The following is a 20,773-nucleotide window of genomic DNA, read 5'->3' as shown; positions in this document are numbered from 1 at the left end:
CCTGATATGGCGCCTCTATCCGCCGCCTACTGAATATCCCCGGAGCTCTGCAGCGCGTTGTACGACGCCGTCCGAATATAAGGATTCGCATCCTGCGTCGACACCGTCCGCAACACCTGCCGCACACTCGAATCCGACTGCACCGGGCTCAGCAAACCAATCGCCGCCTCCCGCACCTTCGGATCCTGGTCATGCATCACCGCCTCCAGCACCGCATCGCGCACATGCTGGTCCTGCCCGACAAACCGCTGCAGTCCCTCCAGCGCCGTCATCCGAACCCCGGCATCCTGGTCGTAGCGCAGCGACACCATCAGCTGATGCCGAATCCCCTTGCCGTCCGACATCGACTGGCACTCATGCCCCGCCTTGCACTCGTTCCCCAGCAGCGCAACCGAGTTCTTTCGTACTCCATCCGTCGCTCCCGAACTCGTCGCCGCCAGCAGCAACTGACGAATCTCCGGGCTATCCAGCGAACCTTCAATCGTCTCCGGAACCACCTTGTTGTAGTTCACCTGCACCAGCTCCGAGTCCGGCGTCTGCACAATCCCAGTCACATTCGCAATCACACCATCCGCAGGCTTGCTGATCGTCACCGTGCCCGGCTGCTTCGGCTTCACTGCATGCGCAACCTCATAGCGATAAGTAAAGTTCCCCGCCAGAAAGCCCACACCCAGCAACAGCGTGGCCAGCGCCGGAGCGCTCTGCACATGTCCCAGCCAGCGATAAAAATTTGTTCGTAGTCGAGTTACAAACCCATGCGGCGGAATCATGTCCAGCTCATCGTCCAGACGCATCCGCGACTGCGCCAGCAGATTCGGCGAAGGCTCAACCACCGGCATCAACGCCATCTGCTCTTCAAAGAACTGAAATGACTCCAGCTCCCTGCGGCACTCCTCACAGTCCGCCAGATGTTGCTCCAAGCCACCCGCCGACTCATCCGGCAGTTCGCCGTAGTGCAATAAAATTATGTTGTCTTTTGCCATCTCGCACTTCATTGTCTTACCTCAACCAGCCTCAAAAATATGTACTGCTCTTGGGTCTTTAACATCGCCCTATACCAATCAAGTCCTGCCAACACAGACATCCACTTCGATCTAGCCCAGATGCTCTAGCCTCGAAGCTCCGCCAGATTCGCCCGCAGCTTTCGCGTAGCCCGAAACAGCGTATTCTTCGCGGTCTCCTCGGTCGTGCTCAACATCTCACCGATCGTCCTCAGCTTCAGCCCCTGGTAGTGCTTCAGCTCAAAGACCGTCCGCTCCCGCGGCGTCAATTTATCCAGCGCCGCGCCGATCCGTTCGCCCATCACCTTCCGGTCCAGCTCCCGTGCCGGATTCGCCATCGCCCGGTCGTCGGTGATATTGGCCATCAGGTCCATCTCATCGCCACTGGCATCCAGCACCGTCGCCGGATCTTCCCTGCGGCTCTTTCGCCGTCGCAGCTGGTCCAGGCAAAGGTTCGTCACAATCCGATACAGCCACGTATAAAAGCTGCACTCAAACCTGAAGTTCCCCAGGTGGCGATACGCCTTGATGAACGCCTCCTGGTGGACATCCTGCGCGTCCTGCTCGTTGCCCAGCATATGCAGCGCCAGCCTCAGCACCGACTGGTCGTATCGCCGCACCAGCGCATCGAACGAGGTCCGCTGGCCCGCCTGCGCCTGCCGGATCAGTTCATCATCCTCGGTCCGCTGCTGGGCACGCGCATCCAACTGCGCCTGCGTCAGCTTGCCACTGTTCCTCGCACCGGGTTGGGCAGCCGCCTTTGCCATCACTGGCAATGATTTTACCGCTGTTGCGCCTACTAATCCCACTGCAAACGGACTAATATGCCGCCTCCGAGCCACAATATCGAGCGGAGAAGACATCTCCCCGCCAAGGTCCATCCCTACGGCATCTGCATTCATCAACTGACTCCGGAGTCAGAAAATCGAAGTACACCTCAATAGACATCTCCACTTAGGAAAGGTAAGCAGCAAAATCATCCTCCCCCGGCATCTGTCCCACCGCCCCCGACTCCGGTAAACTCACCTCATGCCTCCCCGCCCGACCGCACCAGGCCTCTTCGCCGACACCCCATCACCCACCCCGAAATCCGCTAACACCAACTGGATCAGCGCCCACTGCGACGGCGGAGCCCGCGGCAACCCCGGCCCCGCAGGCTACGGAGCCCTCGTCCAATCCCAGGACGGCACCGTCCTCGCCGAACTCAGCGAGTTCCTCGGCCTCCGCACCAACAACTACGCCGAATACTCCGGCCTCCTCGGCTGCCTCCAGTACGCCCTCGACCACCACCACCCCCGCCTCCGCGTCGTCTCGGACTCCGAACTGATGGTCAAACAGATCCAGGGCAAATATCAGGTCAAATCCCCCGACCTCAAACCCCTCTACGACGAAGCCAAACGCCGCATCGCCCGCCTCGAAGGCTTCGAGATCAGCCACGCCCTCCGCCACAAAAACAGGGACGCCGACCGCCTCGCCAACGAAGCCATGGACCGTGGCATGAACCGCAGTCCCTCCTCCGGCCAATCCGCCCCAACCCCCATCATCGCCACCCCCTACCCCAAAGCCTCACCCACCCCACCCCCACCCGCAGCTCCAAGCAAAGCCGACGCCATGCTCCGCGGCTTCACTAAAGACGGCGTCGTCCACATCCTCGGAGGCACCACCCTCCCCAACGGCATCTTCGTCAAAATCATCCGCGAATAAACCCTATTTGCTCAAGACGTCCACGCTGGAGTCGTCTGCGTATTCGATCCTGAAGTCGATCTGAGCGGCCTTTTCCAGCATCTTCGAGACCGAACAGTACTTATTCTTCGAGAGTTCAACCGCATCTTCGGCAGCCTTCTTTGAGATAGCACCACCAATCCGGTAAGTCAGCACGATCTTTGTAAACACCCGCGGCGGCGCGGCGGCCTGTTCAGCAGTTGCAGACACCGTAAGGCTCGTCAGAGGCTCGCGCTTCTTTTTGAGAATCGAAACGACATCGACGGAGGTGCAACCGCAAAGCGCCATCAGCACCGCCTCCATCGGTGAAGGGCCGTTAGCGTGCCGGTCGCCGGCATCGAAAACAATGCTATGGCCACTCTCGGAGCGCCCCTCAAACTCCATCTCCTTCATCCAAAATGTTTCAGCAATCATCGGTCGTACCTCCTGGATTCATCGAACATTTGATTAATACTGGAAAGCCCGATCGGACGCATCTCGCCGACTTAAAAATAAAGCTCAGTGTCCCCCAGCCATCCGCGCACAAAGCTTCTCCACCGCACTCATCTGCGTCAACATCCCCTCCAACTTCGCCGCACCAAAATCCTCCTCAAACCGCCTCTGCATCCGATCCAGAATCCCCACCACCCGCACCGCCCGCCGTCTCCCCAACGGCCGCAGCACCAACTGCACCGCCCTTGCATCCTCCGGATCGATCCTCCGCTGCACCAACCCCTTCGCCTCCAACGACGAGATGCAGTGGCTCACATTACTCCGCGTCGTCTCGAACGCCTCCGCCAGCGCCGACGGCTTGATCTCCCCGCGCTTCTCAAAGAAGATCGCCGCCAGCACCATCGCCTCGAACGCCGTCACCTCTTCGTCCTTCAACACAACATTCAGCGAAGCCTCCATCCGCCGCGCCATCCTGCTCGCCTGCACTACCGGACTCTGCCGCAAAAAAGCCTCAATGCGCATAACACCCTCGCGAATGGTTTACCAGATCAACTATTTATAACAGAATAAAACTAGCTCCCCGCCGCTCTCACAACAGCGCAAGATGAACTCACACACGATGAAAAACCCGCTCCCCACTCTCGCCCTGCTTCTCTGCTGTGCCTCTACCTTCTCCCAGCAATCGCAACCCTCCAGCCCCGTCGCGCCAGTCGCCCAAAGCGTCTCCGTCACCACCACCCTAGAACCCCTCCCCCTCGCCGAAAGCAACCGCTCCGTCGACATCATCTCCCCCCGCGACCAGCCTCTCGTATCCAACTCCGTCGTCGACCTCCTCCGTCAGGACCCCTCCCTCAACCTCCAATCCCGCGCCCCCAACGGCGTCCAAGCCGACCTCTCCATCCGCGGCACCACCTTCGAGCAGTCCCTCATTCTCCTCAACGGCCTCCGCATCAACGACCCCGAGACCGGCCACCTCAACCTCGACATCCCCATCCCCCTCGACGCCATCACACGCATCGACGTCCTCCACGGCTCCGGCTCCACCTTCTACGGCTCCGACGCCATCGGCGGCGCCGTCAACCTCCTCACCCAGCCCCCCACCCCCGGCCTCACCATCGTCGGCAGCGCCGGCGCAGGCAGCTTCTACTCCATCGAGCAACACCTCCGCGCCTCCTACACGCAAGGCCCCATCGCCGAACAACTCACCGGCAGCCGCGACACCTCCGACGGCTTCATCCCCGACCGAAACTACAGCAGCAACGCCCTCGCATCCGAGACCTGGCTCACCACCAAACCTGGCACCACCGACATCCTCCTCGCCACCAGCGACCGCCCCTACGGCGCCAACCTCTTCTACGGCCCCTACCCCTCTTGGGAGCGCACCAAAGGTTGGTTCGCCAGCATCCAGCAGCAGCTCGGCCAGCAGACCGCCGCCAGCTTCAGCTACCGCCGCCACTCCGACCTCTACGTCCTCTACGTCGACCAGCCCGCCATCTACGAGAACAACCACATCACCACCAGCTACGAGGGAGCCCTCCGCCGCGCCGACAACCTCACCCCCAACACCACCCTCTCCTACGGCCTCGAAGCCGACGGCGATGCCATCCACTCCAACTCCCTCGGCGAGCACGCCCGCAACCAGGGCGCAGGTTACGCCAACCTCAGCCTCCGCGCCCTCGGCAAGTTTTCGTTATCCCTCGGAGCCCGCGACGAAGTCCTCTCCAGCAACGGCAACGTCTTCTCCCCCTCCGTCGCCGCCGCCTACACCCTTACTCACACCACCCGCCTCCGAGCCTCCGCCGGCCACGGCTTCCGTCTCCCCACCTTCCTCGATCTCTACTACGCCGACCCCACCACCATCGGCAACCCCAATCTAAAACCCGAGTCCTCTTGGAGCTACGAAGCCGGTCTCGACTGGACCCCCTCTAACGGCCGCCTCACCCTCACCGCTATCGCCTTTCGCCTCCAGCAAAAAGACTCCATCGACTACTCCAAACTCGCCCTCGCCACCGACGCCCTCACCTTTGCCGAACCCTACCAGGCTGTCAACATCCAGAACCTCAATATCACCGGAGCCGAGACCACCCTCCGCCTCCGCCTCTCAGAAAACCAGCAACTCCAGTTCAGCTACACCGCCGTCCACGCAGCCTCGCCCCCACCCAACCTCATCTCCGAGTACGCCTACAACTACGCCGCCCAAAACGCCATCTTCGCCTGGAACGGAACCCTCCCCGGCACCCTCGGCCACCAAATCTCAGCCCGCACCCAGGTCAACATCGTCCAGCGCACCCAGCACACCGCCTACCCGCTCTGGGACATCAGCCTCTCTCGCAACACCGGCCACCTCCGCCCCTACTTGCGCCTCCTCAACCTCAGCAACACCGGCTACCAGGAGATCCCCGACGTCCCCCTGCAAGGCCGCACCATCATCGCCGGCACCGAGTTCAACTGGTCCCGACGCTAGGCAGTATCAACATCTAGCCTGAGCGCAAGTGATGGCTTGATCTAGAAATCGTCATCCTGAGCGCAGCCTCTCGCAGTTTCATCGCGAGAGGCGCAGTCGAAGGACCTGCCATACGCTCAACGTGCTAATACTCTCTCCTCATCTCGCACTACTTCCGGGACAGCTCCGCATCGTCCTATAGGTCGATACCACGCTAGGAACGCCATCCCTCCCATCCAGCACTTCGAAGCTACAAGTGATGAAACGTGCGCCAATGTGTAACCTCTTCAAGCACAATAAGAGCCAGCGTCACCAACGATAAAGTTAGCTGCAGACGCTCCTTACGAATCTTGCTCGGCGTCAGCGGCTGCTGGCGCCACTGCGAGGCCGGACGGCTGCGAAGATGCCGCACATGCATCAGGATCGTCAGGTTCAACGATGATCCCACCAGCGCAAAGACCACCATCGGCACACGAATCCAGGCCGTATGGAACTTGTCCCAACTCTCCCCTGCCCCTATAACGCTCGCCAGCGAACCCGCTCCAATCAACAGCCGCAGACCATCCAGCGCAGTAAAAAACGTGCAGACGCTCTGCAACAGCGCAAAGATCAAGCTCGACCAGGCGACTACACCCTGCACCTTGACGGCTTCTTCCGGAATGAGCAGCCCTTGAGAATCTTCCGACTGCAACGGTTTGACTGGAGCGCTCGACATGGAACTTTGACTCCTCAAAGAGAAGAACGGTCTCCTCTTTACTTCGCCAGCTCCGCCTTTACCATCTCACTCACCAGCTTCCCATCCGCCCGCAGCCCATCCGCCAAAATCCTCTGCTGCACCGTCTTCATCACCGTTCCCATATCCTTCGCACCCGGTCTCTTTCCATCCACCGTCAGCGTCTCAATCGCTCCCAGCACCACCCCGCGAATCACATCCTCACCCGCAGCCTGCGGCAGATACCCCTCGATCATTCCAATCTCGACCTGCTCCTTCGCCGCCAGCTCCGGCCTGTCGCCCTTGGTGAACGACTCCACCGACTCCTTCCGCTGCTTGATCAGCGTCGTCAGTATCTGCGACTCCTCCGCATCCGTCAGCTTCTCGCGCTTGTCGATCTCCTTGTTCTTCAGCGCCGACTTCACCATCCGCAGCGTCGTCAACCTGTGCTCATCCTTCGCCTTCATCGCCACCACAATATCCGTCTGAATCTTCTCGCCGATCGTCATCATTCCCTCTCAATTCGCTCTCCCGATTATAAATTCGCGCCCCACTCACCAGAGCGTTCGTCCGCCGCTAACTCGCTACAATAACCTGATGATCCGCAAAACCCGCCTCTTCACCCCCGGCCCCACGCCCCTGCTCCCCGCCGCACAGTTCGCCATGGCCGCCGCCGACACGCATCACCGCACCCCCGAGTTCCGCGCCCTCTACACCCGCGTCCTCTCACAGCTCAAAGACTTCATCTGCACCAAAAGCGACGTCGTCGTCCTCTCCAGCTCCGGCACCGGAGCCATGGAGGCCTCCGTCTCCAACCTCACCTCTCCCGGCGACCGCGTCCTCGTCCTCTCTGCCGGCAAGTTCGGCGAACGCTGGTCCGCCCTCGTCAAAAACTTCGGCTGCCACGCCGACGTCATCGAAGTCCCCTACGGCCAGACCTTCAACCTCGATCAAATCAAAGCCGCCCTCAAACTCGAAACCCGCGCCGTCTTCGTCCAGGCCACCGAATCCTCCACCGGCGTCCGTCACGACATCGAAGCCATCGCCAACCTCCTCAAAGCAGAGAGCTCCGAAGCCCTGCTCATCGTCGACGCCATCACCGGCCTCGGCACCACCCACCTCGACATGGACGCCTGGGGCATCGACGTCCTCATCGGCGGCTCGCAAAAAGCCGTCATGATCCCCCCCGGCCTCTCCTACCTCGCCGTCAGCGACCGCGCCTGGGACCGCATGGAGGCTACCTACAACCCCCGCTACTACTTCGACCTCCGCAAAGAGCGCAAGAACGCCGCCAAAGGCGAGTCCGCCTACACCCTACCCGTCGCACTCATCGCTGCCCTAGGAGCCTCCCTCAACTACATCGCCGCCCAGGCCGCCACACCGGAAAACCCCGAAGGCCATCTAGCCGAAGGCCGCAAGATGCTAATCGACAACGCGATCACCTGCGCCGCCATGACCCGCGCCGCAGCCACCGCCCTCGGCCTCAAACTCTTCGCCCCCGCAGGCCACGAAGCCGCTGCCACCACCGCCATCCTCGCCCCCGAAGGCACCGACTCCGGCGTCATCGTCAAAGCCTTCAAGTCCCAGTTCGCCGCCATCGTCACCGACGGCCAGGCCGAGATGAAGGGCCATCTCTTCCGCATCGCCCACATCGGCTTCTTCGACTACATGGACACCATCGCCATCATCGGCGCCCTCGAACAAGTCATCGCATCCACCAAACTCCCCCTTCCCAACTTCACCTTCGGCCAAGGCCTCATCGCCGCCCAAACCCTCTACGCCGAACACACCAAATAGTCCTCCAGCGCCCACGTCTCATCTCCACGGCGTGGGCCATCACCCCCTACAGCCATATCAATCGCCATCATTACTCACCCAAAGAAAACACCACCGACACCGTCCCCTGCTCGGGCTTCGACATCGGCATAAACCGCCAGTGCGACACGCAGTCCTCAGCCGCCTGCATCAGCAACGGATGCCCGGAGATCGCATGAACGTGCGTCACCGATCCATTCGGCATCGCCGTCACCTCCACCACTACCGTCCCCTCCACGCGCATACGCCGCGCCACCTCGGGATAGTTAGGCGTGATACGCGACAAAACCGGGCGCTCCATCGTCGCCGTCCACCCCATCCGGTTTACACCGCCAAATAAAAACACTGCCGTAAAAGCGATTCGATAAAAACTCAGGCGCCGCATGATTCCTCCGTCTTATCCCGATATCGGCGTCGTCCCATCAGCCATCATTGCGGAAGCAGCAAATTCACGGAACCATGACATTCGCTCCGACACACTGCTCCGTATCTACCCCACCAGCCCCACTCAACCTCCTGCTAATGTTGAAGACAGGTCTCTCGATGTCCTTCCGAAAAACCCTCATCTTCAAAATCGTCCTCGCCGCCTGCATCCTCACCGCCAGTACCTTCGCCGCCCCCATCTACACCTACAAAGTCATCGCCAAATATCCCCACTCCACCGAGAGCTACACCGAAGGCTTCTTCTTCCTCAACGGTCTCTTCTACGAGAGCACCGGCCTCAACGGACGCTCCGCCATCATGGCCATCCAGCCCGAGACCGGCAAGCCCCTCCAGCAGTTCGACCTCCCCGAAAAGTACTTCGGCGAAGGCATCGTAGACTGGGGCCCGAACATCGTCGGCTGGACCTGGCAGACCCACATCGGCTTCGTCTACGATCGCTTCTCCTTCCGCGTCCTCAGCTCCTTTCACTACGACGGCGAAGGCTGGGGTATCACCCGCACCGACAAAGAACTCATCACCAGCAACGGCACCGCCATCCTCACCTTCCGCGACCCCGCCAACTTCAAAGAGACCCACCACATCACCGTCAAAGACGGCGCAAAGATTATCGACCAGCTCAACGAACTTGAGTACATCCACGGCGAGATCTACGCCAACATCTGGCACTCCGACCGCATCGCCCGCATCTCCCCAAAAGACGGCCACATCATCGCCTGGATCGACCTCACCGGCCTCCTCCCCGACGACCAACGCATCAACGCCGAGTCAGTCCTCAACGGCATCGCCTACGACGCCAAGCGCGACCGCATCTTCGTCACCGGCAAGCAGTGGCCAACCATCTTCGAGATCAAACCCATCCCGCCCCATTGATCTCGTCTACAAAAAGATAAGAAGGCAGGCCGAGCCTCCACCCGCACCTGCCATTTCCAAACAATCACCCTACTGCACAGCCGGCACCTCTACCCGCCAGATCTGCCCCGGCGTCCCCTGTGGCGCAGCGCCCAGGTTCGATATATACAGCGCACCATCCGGCCCAAAGGCCATGCCCGTCGGTACCGACAGCCCAGTCACCACATCTTCAATGTCGCCCGAGCGCGTCACCCGCACGACCTTGCCATCGCCCGGCGTTGGATATCCGGCGGCAGCCGACAACTCCAGCACATACAACAGTCCATCCCGTCCAACCTTCAACGAAACCACCGTCGTAAACCCTGCCTTCGAGCTCACAATATTCCAGTTGAAGAACGAATCAATCGGCCCGGCAAATCCCGGCAGCGGATTCGAGATCAAAACCCCCTTCGCCACCGTCATCACCTTCGCCCACTGCGGATTGATGGGAAAGAGATTCAGGTTGCCGACGTACAGCACACCCTGCTCCTCCACCAGTGAAGTCGGCACGATATGCCCCTGCGAAGCCGACACATCGATCGCCTGACTCACCTTCCCGCCCGTGGTCACCGAGAACACCTGACCGTGATTCGGCTCCACCGTTAGCAGCTGACCGTTGCTCGCAATCATCCCATACCAGCTTCCGTCCGGCTCAAAGTCACCCGCGCTCTCATACTTCGCCGGAAACTCAACCAGCGCATTGCTCATATTCGCAACCGAGGTCCACTTCCCGCTCTTCGTATCCACCTTCAGAATCGAATTAGGAAAGCTCGGATTTCCATGCGAACATCCTCCCCCCGCTAACGACGCATAGAGACCTCCGTTCAGGAATGCGAGGTCTGCGACTCCCAAAACATCGCCTTGAGAATCAACCGCCGAAGGAAGTCCGGAGACAAGTGTCGTTCTGTCTCCCTTCGTGTCGATCTTAGAGATACGCGCAGTCGGGCCGCCCTTGTAGGGACCAATCGGTGGCGGCACCTGTTCACAAGTGCCCACCGTCGAGTTCTTACCCCCTAATCCCGCCTCAGCAACATAGAGACTTCCATCCGGCCCAAAAGCCAATCCCCTCGGATCCTCCAACCCGGACGCATACACCGTCGCATTGGCCGGCATCTGAGCCAGCATCCGAACACCCGACACGCCACCCACAACAACAGCGGCGCACAAAAACGGCACAGCAAATGTAGTTCTCTTCATGAGAATCCTCCACGGTTTACCTGCAGCCACAAAGGCCAGTGCCGCGCCAGCATCCAGGCGTCGAGACATCCGGTCACAAAATTGGTGGGGGCCTGCGAGAGGCGCGAAGTGCCACGGCCCGGGCATCGACGCTTCCAGGCAAAACGGTTGATCTCGTCTCAGCCTGCAACGTACGTCTCTCAGCGGCACGATACTATACCCCACCTGCTCTCCTTGTCATTACAACGCCGCGTCGCCTTCGATCAATCCGTCAAGAGGTCGCGATATAGTTAGGCTTTGCAGCGCCGCAGAAACCGCACCCCGCAATCTAACCGCAGCCTATGAAACGCTCAACCCAAGTCGCCGCCCCACTCCTCGCCGCCGCAGCCCTCGCCATCACCATCGGCTGTCGCCAGCCCGACATGCAGCGCTGCGTCGATGAAAACAACAAAGTCGTCGACGACAGCCTCTGCGCCAACCTCCCTCCCAACCAGCAAGGCCTCCAGCAGCAACGCCCCGACGGCCACGGCGGCTTTCTCCCCCTCTTCATCCCCTATCGCTTCTACTACGGCGGCTGGGGAGGCTACGGCATCGGCAGCACAGTCGGCGGCGGCGGTTACGCCCCAGCCTTTGGCCGCAGCTACGCCACTCGCTCCGGCATCACCACCCGCGGAGGCTTCGGCAGCTCCTTCGGCGGCGGCGAAGGCGGCCACGGCGGCAGCGCAGGCGAATAAAAAACTCAGGAGAATCATGCAGCGCATCCCCATCACCCCCCGCCGCAACTGGCAGCACACCGTCGAATCCCAGGGCCTCACCTTCCACACCCTCGAAAACGGCAAGCCCTACTGGGACGAGTCCGCCGCCTACCAGTTCACCGCCGCCGAGATCGACACCCTCGAAGCCGCCGGCAACACCCTCCAGCAGATGTGCCTCGCCGCCGCCCAGCACATCATCGACGAGCGCCGCTACGCCGAACTCGACATCCCCGCCCAGGCCGTCGAAGCCATCGAGTGGGCCTGGAACAACGAGCCGCCCGCCCTCTACGGACGCTTCGACCTCTCCTGGGCCGGCGCCCAATCCGGCCACGCCCCCAAGCTCCTCGAGTACAACGCCGACACCCCCACCTCGCTCCTCGAAGCCGCCGTCATCCAGTGGAACTGGCTCGAAGAGTCAGCCCCGTCGCTCTCGACAAACCCCAAACCCGACCAGTTCAACTCCATCCACGAAAAGCTCATCGCCAAGTGGAAGGACATCGACCCCTACCTCTCGAAACCCATCTACTTCGCCGCGCTCGACAACCCCGAAGACCAACTCACCACCACCTACCTCCGCGACACCGCTCAGCAGGCCGGCCTCGACACCCTTCAGATGTTCATGAACGAGATCGGCTGGAACGACGAGCAGCAGCTCTTCCTCGACCCCGACGAGCAGCCCATGTTCTCCATCTTCAAGCTCTACCCCTGGGAGGCCATGCTCCAGGAGGAGTTCGCCCCCCACGCCATCGACACCTATCCCAGCACCCGCTGGATCGAGCCCATCTGGAAGATGCTCCTCTCCAACAAAGGCATCCTGCCCATCCTCTGGCAGCTCTACCCCAACCACGAACTCCTCCTCGAATCCCACTTCACCGATGAAGCCGGAACCGCCCCCACCACCGTCACCAACTACGTCCGCAAACCCCTCATGTCCCGCGAAGGCGCCAACATCACCCTCGTCCGGGACAACGCCTCCATCGCCTCCACCCCCGGCCCCTACAACGGTCGCCAGATCGTCCAGGCCCTCGCCCCCGACGCCGTCTTCGACCACCGCCACACCGTCCTCGGCCTCTGGATGATCGACCAGGACTGCTGCGGCCTCGGCGTCCGCGAGTCCTTCAACCCCATCACCGACAACCTAAGCTCCTTCGTCCCCCATTTCTTTCTCTAAAGCCGTTTCGCCATTGCTATAGAGCGGCCAGTGTATCGACCTATTCCAATCCTGCTCTGTTTGTCCTTTTTGCCTGTCATCGTTTTGCCCTTTTGCTTGTCATCCCCGCAGGGGATCTGCATTTGCACGTTGTTTTTGCCGTTGTCTTGTCCCTTTATTTGTCATCCCGCAGGGATCTGCGGTTGTTCTTGCTCTTGCCGTTGCTTCTCCTTTTGTTTGTCACCTTGTTTGTCATCCCGCAAGCTGTCAACCCCCACCGCCCCCCAAGCCATTCAAAACAATCAAGATCGACCATGCACTTTAGTTCCACCCCACGCGATAAAATAGAAATAGAAGAAAAGCCCCAGCCACAAGCAGGGGCTTTCGCATTTAAAACACTAGCCTCGCCCAGCTAAACCACATCGATCCAAGACTTTGCACAAATAAACCCACGAAATACAAGACTTCGCACCCGAAGTCCAGCCACAACCAACCCAGAATGAAGACTTTACGCAACAAAGTGCAGGGAGGGGGCATACCCAATCCACGCGCACCGCAGCACCAACATCATCCACTCTCGCCCCGGCAAACCGGCAATCCAAAGTACACTGAAGGCTGACACCATCTCCTGTCTTCCCACCCCAAACCGCACCAGCGGCCACTTTGCTCCCAACAGCAAGAAGAAGAGGAATTAGAAGATTCATGAAGATCGTTCTCGCCGAAAAAGTCTCTCCCGCCACCCTAGCCGTCTTCCAGCAGGAGCCCGGCTGGAACATCGTCACCCCCGACCAAATTAAGAACGGCCTCGCCGCCGAATTGGCCGATGCCGACGCCCTCGTCGTCCGCTCCGCCGTCCAGGCCGACGCCAAGCTCCTCGAATCCGCCCCCAAGCTCCGCGTCATCGGTCGCGCCGGCGTAGGCGTAGACAACATCGACACCGCCGCCGCCACCCATCGCGGCATCGTCGTCATGAACACCCCCGGCGCCAACGCCGTCGCCGTCGCCGAACTCACCCTCGGCCTCATGATCTCCCTCGCCCGCTCCATCCCCCGCGCCAACGCCACCATGCACGCTGGCAAGTGGGACAAAAAATCCCTCCAGGGCCAGGAGCTCCGCGGCAAGACCCTCGGCATCGTCGGCCTCGGACGCATCGGCCTCGAAGTCGCCCGCCGCGCCGCCAGCTTCGGCATGACGCTGATCGGCTACGACCCCTTCGTCGCCCCCGTCATCGCCCGCGAGAACAACGTCACCCTCGTCCCCATCGACGAGATCTTCAAGGCATCCGACTACCTCACCCTCCACGTCGGCCTCACCACCCAGACCGAAGGCCTCATCAACGCCACCTCCCTCAAGATCATGAAGAAGGGCATCCGCATCATCAACTGCGCCCGCGGCGAACTCATCGTCGAACAGGCCCTTGCCGACGCCATCAAATCCGGCCACGTCGGCGGCGCAGCCCTCGACGTCTTCCATCAGGAACCCCTGAAAGAATCCCCCTTCTACAACCTCGACAACGTCATCCTCTCCCCGCACATCGCCGGAGCCACCGACGAGGCCCAGGAGGCCATCGGCATCCAGCTCGCCATGCAGGTCCGCGACTACCTCAAACTCGGCGTCGTCCAGAACGCCGTCAACTTGCCCTCACTCTCGCACGAAGAGTACAAAGAGGTCGCGCCCTTCATCGAGATGGCAGAGCGCCTCGGCAAGTTCCTCGCCCACGCCACCCCCGGCAACCTCGAAAACGTCCAGATCACCTACACCGGACGCATCGCCACCGGCAAGACCGATCTCATCCGCAACGCCGCCATCGCCGGTATCTTTGCCACCTCCGAAGGCTCCGACTCCGTCAACCGCATCAACGCCGCCGCCATCGCAGCCGAGCGCGGCATCCGCATCCAGGAAGATAAAAAAGAGTTCGTCAGCGGAGGCACCGGCTCCGTCCTCAAACTCGTCCTCCACTCCTCAGACGGCGACGCCAGCGCCTCCGCCACCGTCCTCCACGGCACCTCGCCCCGTCTCCTCACCCTCGACGGCATCGACATCGAGGCGCCCCTCAACGGCACCCTCGTCGCCATCCGCAACCACGACGTCCCCGGCGTCATCGGTCGCATAGGCACCATCCTCGGCGAAAACTCGGTCAACATCGCCAACTTCGCCCTCGGCCGTGCAACCAATGCAACCTCCGAAGCCGCCCGCAGCCAGCGCGTCCCTCACGGTCAGGCGCTCGCCGTCGTGCAGATCGACGTACCCTCCGCCGCATCGGCCACAGCCGCGGTCGATGCCCTGCGCAAGGTAGAAGCCATCGCCAACGTCCGCCTCATCGAACTCGGCAAACTCTAATCAACCAACTCGAATCACAACACGGGCTGTCTTCAACCTCTATGCAAACTTCTACGAAGACAGCCCGTCCAATCCGAATGTGTAACGTCACCAGAACGCACGCAGTCAGAATGTAGAGCACGCACTGCAGCGCACAAACGCAGCTTTATTCACAAAGCTGTGTTTCTAATGAAATATCTTTGCTTCTCATCGTGACCACGAAAGCTCCGTCACTTTTCGCTCGCAGCATGCATCCAAGAGAGAACGAACAATGGGATCTCACCTACGTAGAGCGGGAGTTTTGGTCATGCTATCGTTGCTGCCTGCACTCGGTGCACAGTCGCAGAACAGCGCCACGCCCGCAGCAGTCATCACCATCGACACCAAAGCTACAACAACGCCCTTCCCTCACTTCTGGGAGCAGATCTTCGGCTCAGGCCGCGCCGTTCTCTCGCTACGTGAGAGCTACCGCAACGATCTCCGCACCGTAAAGTCCGCCACCGACTTCGACGCCGTACGCTTCCACGGAATCCTCATGGACGACGTCGGCTTCTACGATCCCAACGCCCACACCCAGAACCCCGGCCAGGCCGCCGTCACCGTAGACGCCGGCACCTATAACTTCTCCTACGTCGATCAGATCTACGACGGACTCCTCGCCAACCACGTTCGCCCCTTCGTCGAACTCAGCTTCATGCCGAAGAAGATGGCCTCCGATCCCGACAAGACCCAGCCCTTCTGGTACAAGCCTGTCGTCTCGCCTCCCAAGGACTACGCGCTCTGGGACCAGATGATCACCGCCTTCGCCCAACACCTCATCGACCGCTACGGCATCGACGAGGTCTCCCACTGGGACTTCGAAGTCTGGAACGAACCCAACCTCGACTTCTGGGCTGGCAAGCCCGCTCAGTCCACCTACTTCGAACTCTACGACCACACCGTCCTTGCCCTCAAGAAGGTCAACAGCCGCATCCGCGTAGGCGGTCCCTCCACCGCGCAAGCCGCCTGGGTTACAGCCTTTCTCGATCACTGCAAGCAGAACAACATCCCCGTCGATTTCGTCACCACCCACGTCTACGCCAACGACACCGCCAAAGACGTCATGCACACCGACGAGCAGATCCCCCGCGACCAGATGGTCTGCCGCGCCGTCAGTAAAGTCCACAACGAGATAGCAGCCTCGCCCTTCCCGCACACCCCGCTCCTCTTCAGCGAGTACAACGCCAGCTACGCCAACGAACCCAACGTCACCGACACCATCTACATGGGCCCCTGGCTCGCCACCACCATCAGCCAGTGCGACGGCCTCACCGAGGCCATGAGCTACTGGACCTTCTCCGACGTCTTCGAAGAGCAGGGCGTCATCAAGACTCCCTTCTACGGCGGCTTCGGCATCCTCGCCGAAGACAGCATCCCCAAGCCCGCCTTCAACGCCTTCGCCATGCTCCACCAGCTCGGCGACCGTCGCATCAAGGTAGACTCCGACTCTGTCCTCGCCACACGCCGCTCCGACGGCTCCATCGTCCTCGCCCTCTGGAACTACGGCCCTCCTCACGGCACCGGCCCCACCTACACGCCGCCACCAGCCGACCTCGGCCCCACCAAAACACTCACCCTCAAACTCTCAGGCACCTCGCAGAACGCCTCCGTGCAGATCCTCCGTCTCGACACCGACCACGGCAACGTCCTCAAAACCTTCGACTCCATGGGACGCCCACCCTTCCCCACCCGCGATCAGATCACGCAACTCCGCGCCGCAGGCCAGCCATCGCCAGCAGAGCACGCATCGCTGCACAACGGCACCCTGACCATCACCATCCCGCCGCAAGGCCTGGCCCTCGTCACCATCCCAGGCCGCAGATGACCGAAGCAAATAACCGAAGAGGAGCGACTCCCACTCCGGCGCAACACCCTGAACCCCTGCATCCCATGACTGTGCTCAACTCACTGCCGCAACACTCGACATAACGAATGAAAGCAAGCTCCTCGACCCGAGAAAAGATCTCACGACGCACCGCCACCAGGCTTCTGGGCGGAACTCTTCTCTCGAGCATCGCGGCCCCACACATCATGCTTGCCCAACAGGCCTCCACCACACCCACAGCACAGGCCACTCCCTCCCGCTTGCTCAGCGCAGAAGACCTGCAGTTCCTCGACGACCTGGAGCGCACCGGCTGCCTCTACTTCGCCGAACAATCCGACCCCGCGTCCGGACAGGTCCTCGATCGCGCCAGCAACAAAACCACTACCGGCCAGCTCGACAGCCACTTCGCCTCCAGCATCGCCGCCACCGGCTTCGGTCTCACTGCCCTCTGTATCGCCGACCGGCGCGGCTTCCTCCCCAACGCCCGCATCCACAACCAGATCATCAACACCCTCGACTTCCATCTCAACAAGATGCCGAACGTGCACGGCTTCTTCTATCACTTCAACGACGTCAAGACCGGCAAGCCCCTCATCAACGTCGAAGTCTCCTCCATCGACACCGCCATCTTCCTCTGCGGCGTTCTCACCTGCCGCGCCTACTTCAACGACCCCAGAATCACCGACCTCGCCACCCAGCTCTACAACCGCGTCGACTGGCCCTGGATGCTCAACGGCGGCAAGACCTTCTCCATGGGCTGGCATACCGAGACCGGCTTCATCCTCACCCGTTGGGACCACTACAGCGAGCTCATGATGCTCTATCTCCTCGCCATCGGCTCCCCCACCCATCCCATACCGCCCGAATCATGGAACGCCTTCACCCGGCCCCCCATGAACTTCGGCCCCTATACCTACATCAGCGGGAAAGACCCGCTCTTCATCCACCAGTACTCCCACGCCTGGTTCGACTTCGCCGGTCAGCGCGACGCCTACACCGACTACTTCGCCAACTCCATCACCGCCACCCGCGCCCACAAATCCTTCTGCCTTGGTCTCAACCGCGGCTACACCGACGACTACTGGGGCGTCAGCGCATCCGACTGGGAGCATGGCTACACCGCCTGGGGAGGCCCTCCCCTCATGGGCCCCGTCGACGGCTCCGTCGTTCCCTGCGCCACCGCCGGCTCGCTTCCCTTCCTTCCACGCGAGTGTGTCCGCGTCCTCCGCTCCCTCCGCGACACCTACGGCAAAGACGCATGGGGCCGCTACGGCTTCTGCGACGCCTTCCATCCATCTCTCCACTGGTACGATCCCGACGTCCTCGGCATCGACCTCGGCATCAGCGTCCTCATGGCCGAAAACCTCCGCACCGCCTTCGTCTGGGAGACCTTCATGCAGAACAAAGAGCCCGTCGCCGCCATGAAGGCCTGCGGCTTCCACAGCTCCCGCCGAGGCAACTATCCACCTGCCCCAAATCCCGGCCCGGTCCCCAGCCCAAGCCAGCCTGCGACCCCAAGCACAAACCGCCCCTCCAGGTCCTAAGTCAGGCCTAAGCAGTATCGACATATAGCCTGAGCGTAAGTGATGCATTGCTATACAAAGTGTCATCCTGAGCATCTGTGATGGATGGATACAAAGCGTCATCCTAAGCGGAAGTAATGGGAAGTGTGGATTGATACAAAAAGCGTCATCCTGAGCGAAGCCTCTCGCAGCCTCATCGCGAGAGGCGCAGTCGAAGGACCCGCCATACACTCAACCTGCCAACACTCTCTCCATATCTCGCACCGCATCCGGGACAGTTCCACATCGTTTTATATGTCGACACCACCTAAGTCAGACCCTAAGCCGCGCCCTTCTCCAGCAACTCCAGCAGCCCCGCCTCGTCCAAAACCTTCACCCCCAGCGACGTCGCCTTATCCAGCTTCGATCCCGCCTCCTCGCCCGCCACCACGTAGCTCGTCTTCTTGCTCACGCTACCCGAAACCCTCCCGCCCGCCGACTCGATCCTCTCCTTCGCCACCTCTCGCGTAAGATTCGGCAGCGTTCCCGTCAGCACAAACGTCATCCCCTCCAGCGTCGAAGTCGTCACCCGCTTCTCCGCCGTCATCGTCAGCCCAAGAGATGCCAGATCCCTCACCAGATCCTTGTTCTTCTCCACCGCAAAGAACTCCGCAATCGCCTGCGCCACCTTCGGCCCCACCTCGGTCACCGCCTCCAACGCCTCGCTCGCCTTCTCAGCCTCTTGAGACGCCGCCCCCTCCAACGCCTCCATCGAACCAAAGTGCGCCGCCAGCAACTGTGCCGTCCGCTCGCCCACAAATCGAATCCCCAGCCCCAGCAACACCCGCGCCAGCCCCGCCGTCTTCGACCGCTCAATCTCCGCAAGCAGCGCATCCGCCGTCTTCTCGCCCACGCGCTCCAACCCAAGCAGATCCTCACGCTTCAGCCGATACAAATCTCCAATCGTGTGAATCACCGGCTTACGCGTAGCCACCGGCGCACCCTCCTCCGTCACCACCTGTCCCGCATCATCTCCAGAACCGGCTTCCAAACCACCACCCAACTCAGCACTCTGTCCAAGCAACTGCGCCACCATCGCATCGCCCAGCCCTTCGATGTTCATCACCCCCCGCGCAGCCCAGTGCAGCAACTCCTCCCGCACCCGCGCCGGGCAGGAGTTGTTCACGCACCTCCAATCCACCTCCCCCTCAATCTTCATCAGCGGACTTCTGCACACCGGACAAAGCTCCGGAAACACAATCTCCGTCGCGCCCCGCGCATGTTTCTTGTCCTCCACCACAACGACGATCTTAGGGATCACATCGCCACCACGCTCCACCTGCACAAAATCCCCAATGCGCACACCCAGCCGCGCAATCTCATCCGCATTGTGCAGCGTCGCCCGCGTCACCGTCGTCCCGCCAATCGACACCGCCGCCAGTGCAGCCACCGGCGTCACCTTGCCCGTCCGCCCCACTTGAAACAACACATCCTCAAGCCGCGTAATCCCCGCCCGCGCCGCAAACTTGTACGCAATCGCCCATCGCGGAGCCTTCCCCGTAAACCCCAGCCGCCGCTGCTGCGCCGTTGCATCCACCTTGATCACGACACCGTCGATCTCATACCCCAGCGTGTCGCGCAGCGGCTCCGCATCCGCAATAAACTTCACCACCTCATCGATACTCTTCAGCGCCTTCGCATACTTATTCACCCGAAAGCCCGACGTACGCAAAGCCTCCAGCGTCGTCGACTGCTGCGGCAACAAAAACTCTCCATCCTTCAGCAAAAAATAAGCGTAAAAATCCAGCCGCCGCTGCGCCACAATATTCGGCTCCAGCGTCCGTATCGTTCCCGCCGCCGCATTCCGCGGATTCGCAGCCGCCGCCAGCCCAGCCGCCTCGCGCTCCTCGTTCATCTTCACAAACGCCGCCTGCGGCAACACCACCTCGCCCCGCACCTCGAAGCTCTGCGGCAGCCCCGCCGCTTTCAGCTTCGCAGCCGAAATACTCAGCGGCACCGACCGGATCGTCCGCACATTACTCGTCACATCCTCGCCGATCGACCCATCCCCCCGCGTCAACCCGCGTTCAAGATGCGCCGACCCATGCGACCCAGCCCCATACTGCAGCGCCAGCGACAGACCATCCAGCTTCAGCTCGCACACATACCGCACCGCCTCCGTGCTCGGCAGCGCGTCCCGCACCCTCTGGTCCCACGCTCGCAGCTCCTCTTCGTTATAAGCGTTGTCTAGCGACAGCATGGGCCGCGAGTGCGGCATCTTCACAAACCCATCCTTCGGCTTGCCACCCACACGTTGCGTCGGAGAGTCCGCCGTCACCAGCTCCGGATGCTCAGCCTCCAGCTTCTTCAGCCGATTCATCACCACGTCGTACTGCGAATCCGTCAGCTCAGGGGCATCTTCGACGTAGTACAGATACTCGTGATGGCGAATCTCATCGCGCAGCTCCTGTATCTTTTGCTCCGGTGTCTGCGCATTCGCCATACGCAGATTATATAAACCCGAGTGTCCTGCCGAGCAGGCGGCCCGTC

The 20,773-nt window shown here is 61.2% G+C and carries 18 protein-coding genes; 9 read left to right on the top strand and 9 right to left on the bottom strand.

Translation table 11 applies throughout. The features are described from left to right. Positions 1-26: 26 nt before the first annotated feature. Together GSQ82_RS17325 and GSQ82_RS17320 are read right to left on the bottom strand one after the other, a co-directional pair. A complete protein-coding gene (locus GSQ82_RS17325) occupies positions 27-983 on the bottom strand; it encodes a HEAT repeat domain-containing protein (protein ID WP_254061709.1) in 957 nt (318 codons plus the stop codon). A gap of 125 nt (positions 984-1,108) precedes the next feature. After that, positions 1,109-1,903 (bottom strand): RNA polymerase sigma factor, encoded by a 795-nt coding sequence (locus GSQ82_RS17320; protein WP_158793423.1) that lies wholly within the window; start codon positions 1,901-1,903, stop codon positions 1,109-1,111. A gap of 127 nt (positions 1,904-2,030) precedes the next feature. Here GSQ82_RS17320 and GSQ82_RS17315 point away from each other — a divergent pair, with 127 nt between their 5' ends. Continuing rightward, a complete protein-coding gene (locus GSQ82_RS17315) occupies positions 2,031-2,705 on the top strand; it encodes a ribonuclease HI family protein (protein WP_158793422.1) in 675 nt (224 codons plus the stop codon). A 3-nt stretch (positions 2,706-2,708) separates the two neighbouring features. Here the strand turns inward: GSQ82_RS17315 and GSQ82_RS17310 are convergent, their stop codons facing one another. Next, on the bottom strand, positions 2,709-3,137 hold the full coding sequence (locus tag GSQ82_RS17310; protein ID WP_158793421.1) for an OsmC family protein: 429 nt from the start codon (positions 3,135-3,137) through the stop codon (positions 2,709-2,711). An 84-nt stretch (positions 3,138-3,221) separates the two neighbouring features. Next, positions 3,222-3,677 (bottom strand): MarR family winged helix-turn-helix transcriptional regulator, encoded by a 456-nt coding sequence (locus GSQ82_RS17305; RefSeq protein WP_158793420.1) that lies wholly within the window; start codon positions 3,675-3,677, stop codon positions 3,222-3,224. A gap of 97 nt (positions 3,678-3,774) precedes the next feature. Here GSQ82_RS17305 and GSQ82_RS17300 point away from each other — a divergent pair, with 97 nt between their 5' ends. Then, the gene (locus GSQ82_RS17300; protein WP_158793419.1) at positions 3,775-5,619 is read left to right on the top strand and encodes a TonB-dependent siderophore receptor; all 1,845 of its coding nucleotides are present in this window, start codon (positions 3,775-3,777) and stop codon (positions 5,617-5,619) included. A gap of 229 nt (positions 5,620-5,848) precedes the next feature. On the opposite strand, the gene GSQ82_RS17295 is transcribed toward GSQ82_RS17300, so the two are convergent. Beyond that, positions 5,849-6,313: a hypothetical protein gene (locus GSQ82_RS17295; RefSeq protein ID WP_158793418.1), complete on the bottom strand. Its 465-nt coding sequence runs from the start codon at positions 6,311-6,313 to the stop codon at positions 5,849-5,851. A gap of 38 nt (positions 6,314-6,351) precedes the next feature. Further along, positions 6,352-6,819: a GatB/YqeY domain-containing protein gene (locus tag GSQ82_RS17290; protein ID WP_158793757.1), complete on the bottom strand. Its 468-nt coding sequence runs from the start codon at positions 6,817-6,819 to the stop codon at positions 6,352-6,354. Between the two features lie 88 nt (positions 6,820-6,907). Here GSQ82_RS17290 and GSQ82_RS17285 point away from each other — a divergent pair, with 88 nt between their 5' ends. Further along, a complete protein-coding gene (locus GSQ82_RS17285) occupies positions 6,908-8,107 on the top strand; it encodes an alanine--glyoxylate aminotransferase family protein (RefSeq protein WP_158793417.1) in 1,200 nt (399 codons plus the stop codon). 70 nt (positions 8,108-8,177) lie between these two features. On the opposite strand, the gene GSQ82_RS17280 is transcribed toward GSQ82_RS17285, so the two are convergent. Then, positions 8,178-8,510, bottom strand: coding sequence for a TonB family protein (locus GSQ82_RS17280; RefSeq protein ID WP_158793416.1), 333 nt, complete (start codon positions 8,508-8,510; stop codon positions 8,178-8,180). 158 nt (positions 8,511-8,668) lie between these two features. On the opposite strand from GSQ82_RS17280, the gene GSQ82_RS17275 reads away from it, so the two are divergent. Beyond that, positions 8,669-9,439, top strand: coding sequence for a glutaminyl-peptide cyclotransferase (locus GSQ82_RS17275; protein WP_158793415.1), 771 nt, complete (start codon positions 8,669-8,671; stop codon positions 9,437-9,439). 69 nt (positions 9,440-9,508) lie between these two features. Here the strand turns inward: GSQ82_RS17275 and GSQ82_RS17270 are convergent, their stop codons facing one another. Beyond that, positions 9,509-10,654 (bottom strand): ScyD/ScyE family protein, encoded by a 1,146-nt coding sequence (locus GSQ82_RS17270; RefSeq protein WP_158793414.1) that lies wholly within the window; start codon positions 10,652-10,654, stop codon positions 9,509-9,511. A gap of 320 nt (positions 10,655-10,974) precedes the next feature. Here GSQ82_RS17270 and GSQ82_RS17265 point away from each other — a divergent pair, with 320 nt between their 5' ends. From GSQ82_RS17265 to GSQ82_RS17245, 5 genes are all read left to right on the top strand, one after another. Beyond that, positions 10,975-11,367 carry a hypothetical protein gene (locus tag GSQ82_RS17265; RefSeq protein ID WP_158793413.1) on the top strand — a complete coding sequence of 131 codons (393 nt, stop codon included), beginning with the start codon at positions 10,975-10,977 and terminating at the stop codon, positions 11,365-11,367. A gap of 16 nt (positions 11,368-11,383) precedes the next feature. Then, positions 11,384-12,559: a glutathionylspermidine synthase family protein gene (locus GSQ82_RS17260; RefSeq protein WP_158793412.1), complete on the top strand. Its 1,176-nt coding sequence runs from the start codon at positions 11,384-11,386 to the stop codon at positions 12,557-12,559. A gap of 681 nt (positions 12,560-13,240) precedes the next feature. After that, positions 13,241-14,878 (top strand): phosphoglycerate dehydrogenase, encoded by a 1,638-nt coding sequence (gene serA, locus GSQ82_RS17255; RefSeq protein ID WP_158793411.1) that lies wholly within the window; start codon positions 13,241-13,243, stop codon positions 14,876-14,878. 286 nt (positions 14,879-15,164) lie between these two features. Beyond that, on the top strand, positions 15,165-16,721 hold the full coding sequence (locus GSQ82_RS17250) for a glycosyl hydrolase family 39 (protein ID WP_254061708.1): 1,557 nt from the start codon (positions 15,165-15,167) through the stop codon (positions 16,719-16,721). Between the two features lie 107 nt (positions 16,722-16,828). Beyond that, positions 16,829-18,265, top strand: a complete 1,437-nt coding sequence (locus GSQ82_RS17245; protein WP_254061707.1) for a glucoamylase family protein — start codon at positions 16,829-16,831, stop codon at positions 18,263-18,265. Positions 18,266-18,563: 298 nt separating this feature from the next. Here GSQ82_RS17245 and ligA read toward each other — a convergent pair whose 3' ends face one another. Beyond that, positions 18,564-20,726 (bottom strand): NAD-dependent DNA ligase LigA, encoded by a 2,163-nt coding sequence (ligA, locus tag GSQ82_RS17240; RefSeq protein ID WP_158793409.1) that lies wholly within the window; start codon positions 20,724-20,726, stop codon positions 18,564-18,566. Between the last annotated feature and the right edge of the window lie 47 nt (positions 20,727-20,773).

Source organism: Granulicella sp. L60 (assembly GCF_009765825.1).
GTDB lineage: Bacteria > Acidobacteriota > Terriglobia > Terriglobales > Acidobacteriaceae > Edaphobacter.
Note: the sequence above shows the minus strand (reverse complement) of the source record. Positions and strands in the feature narration are given on the sequence as shown.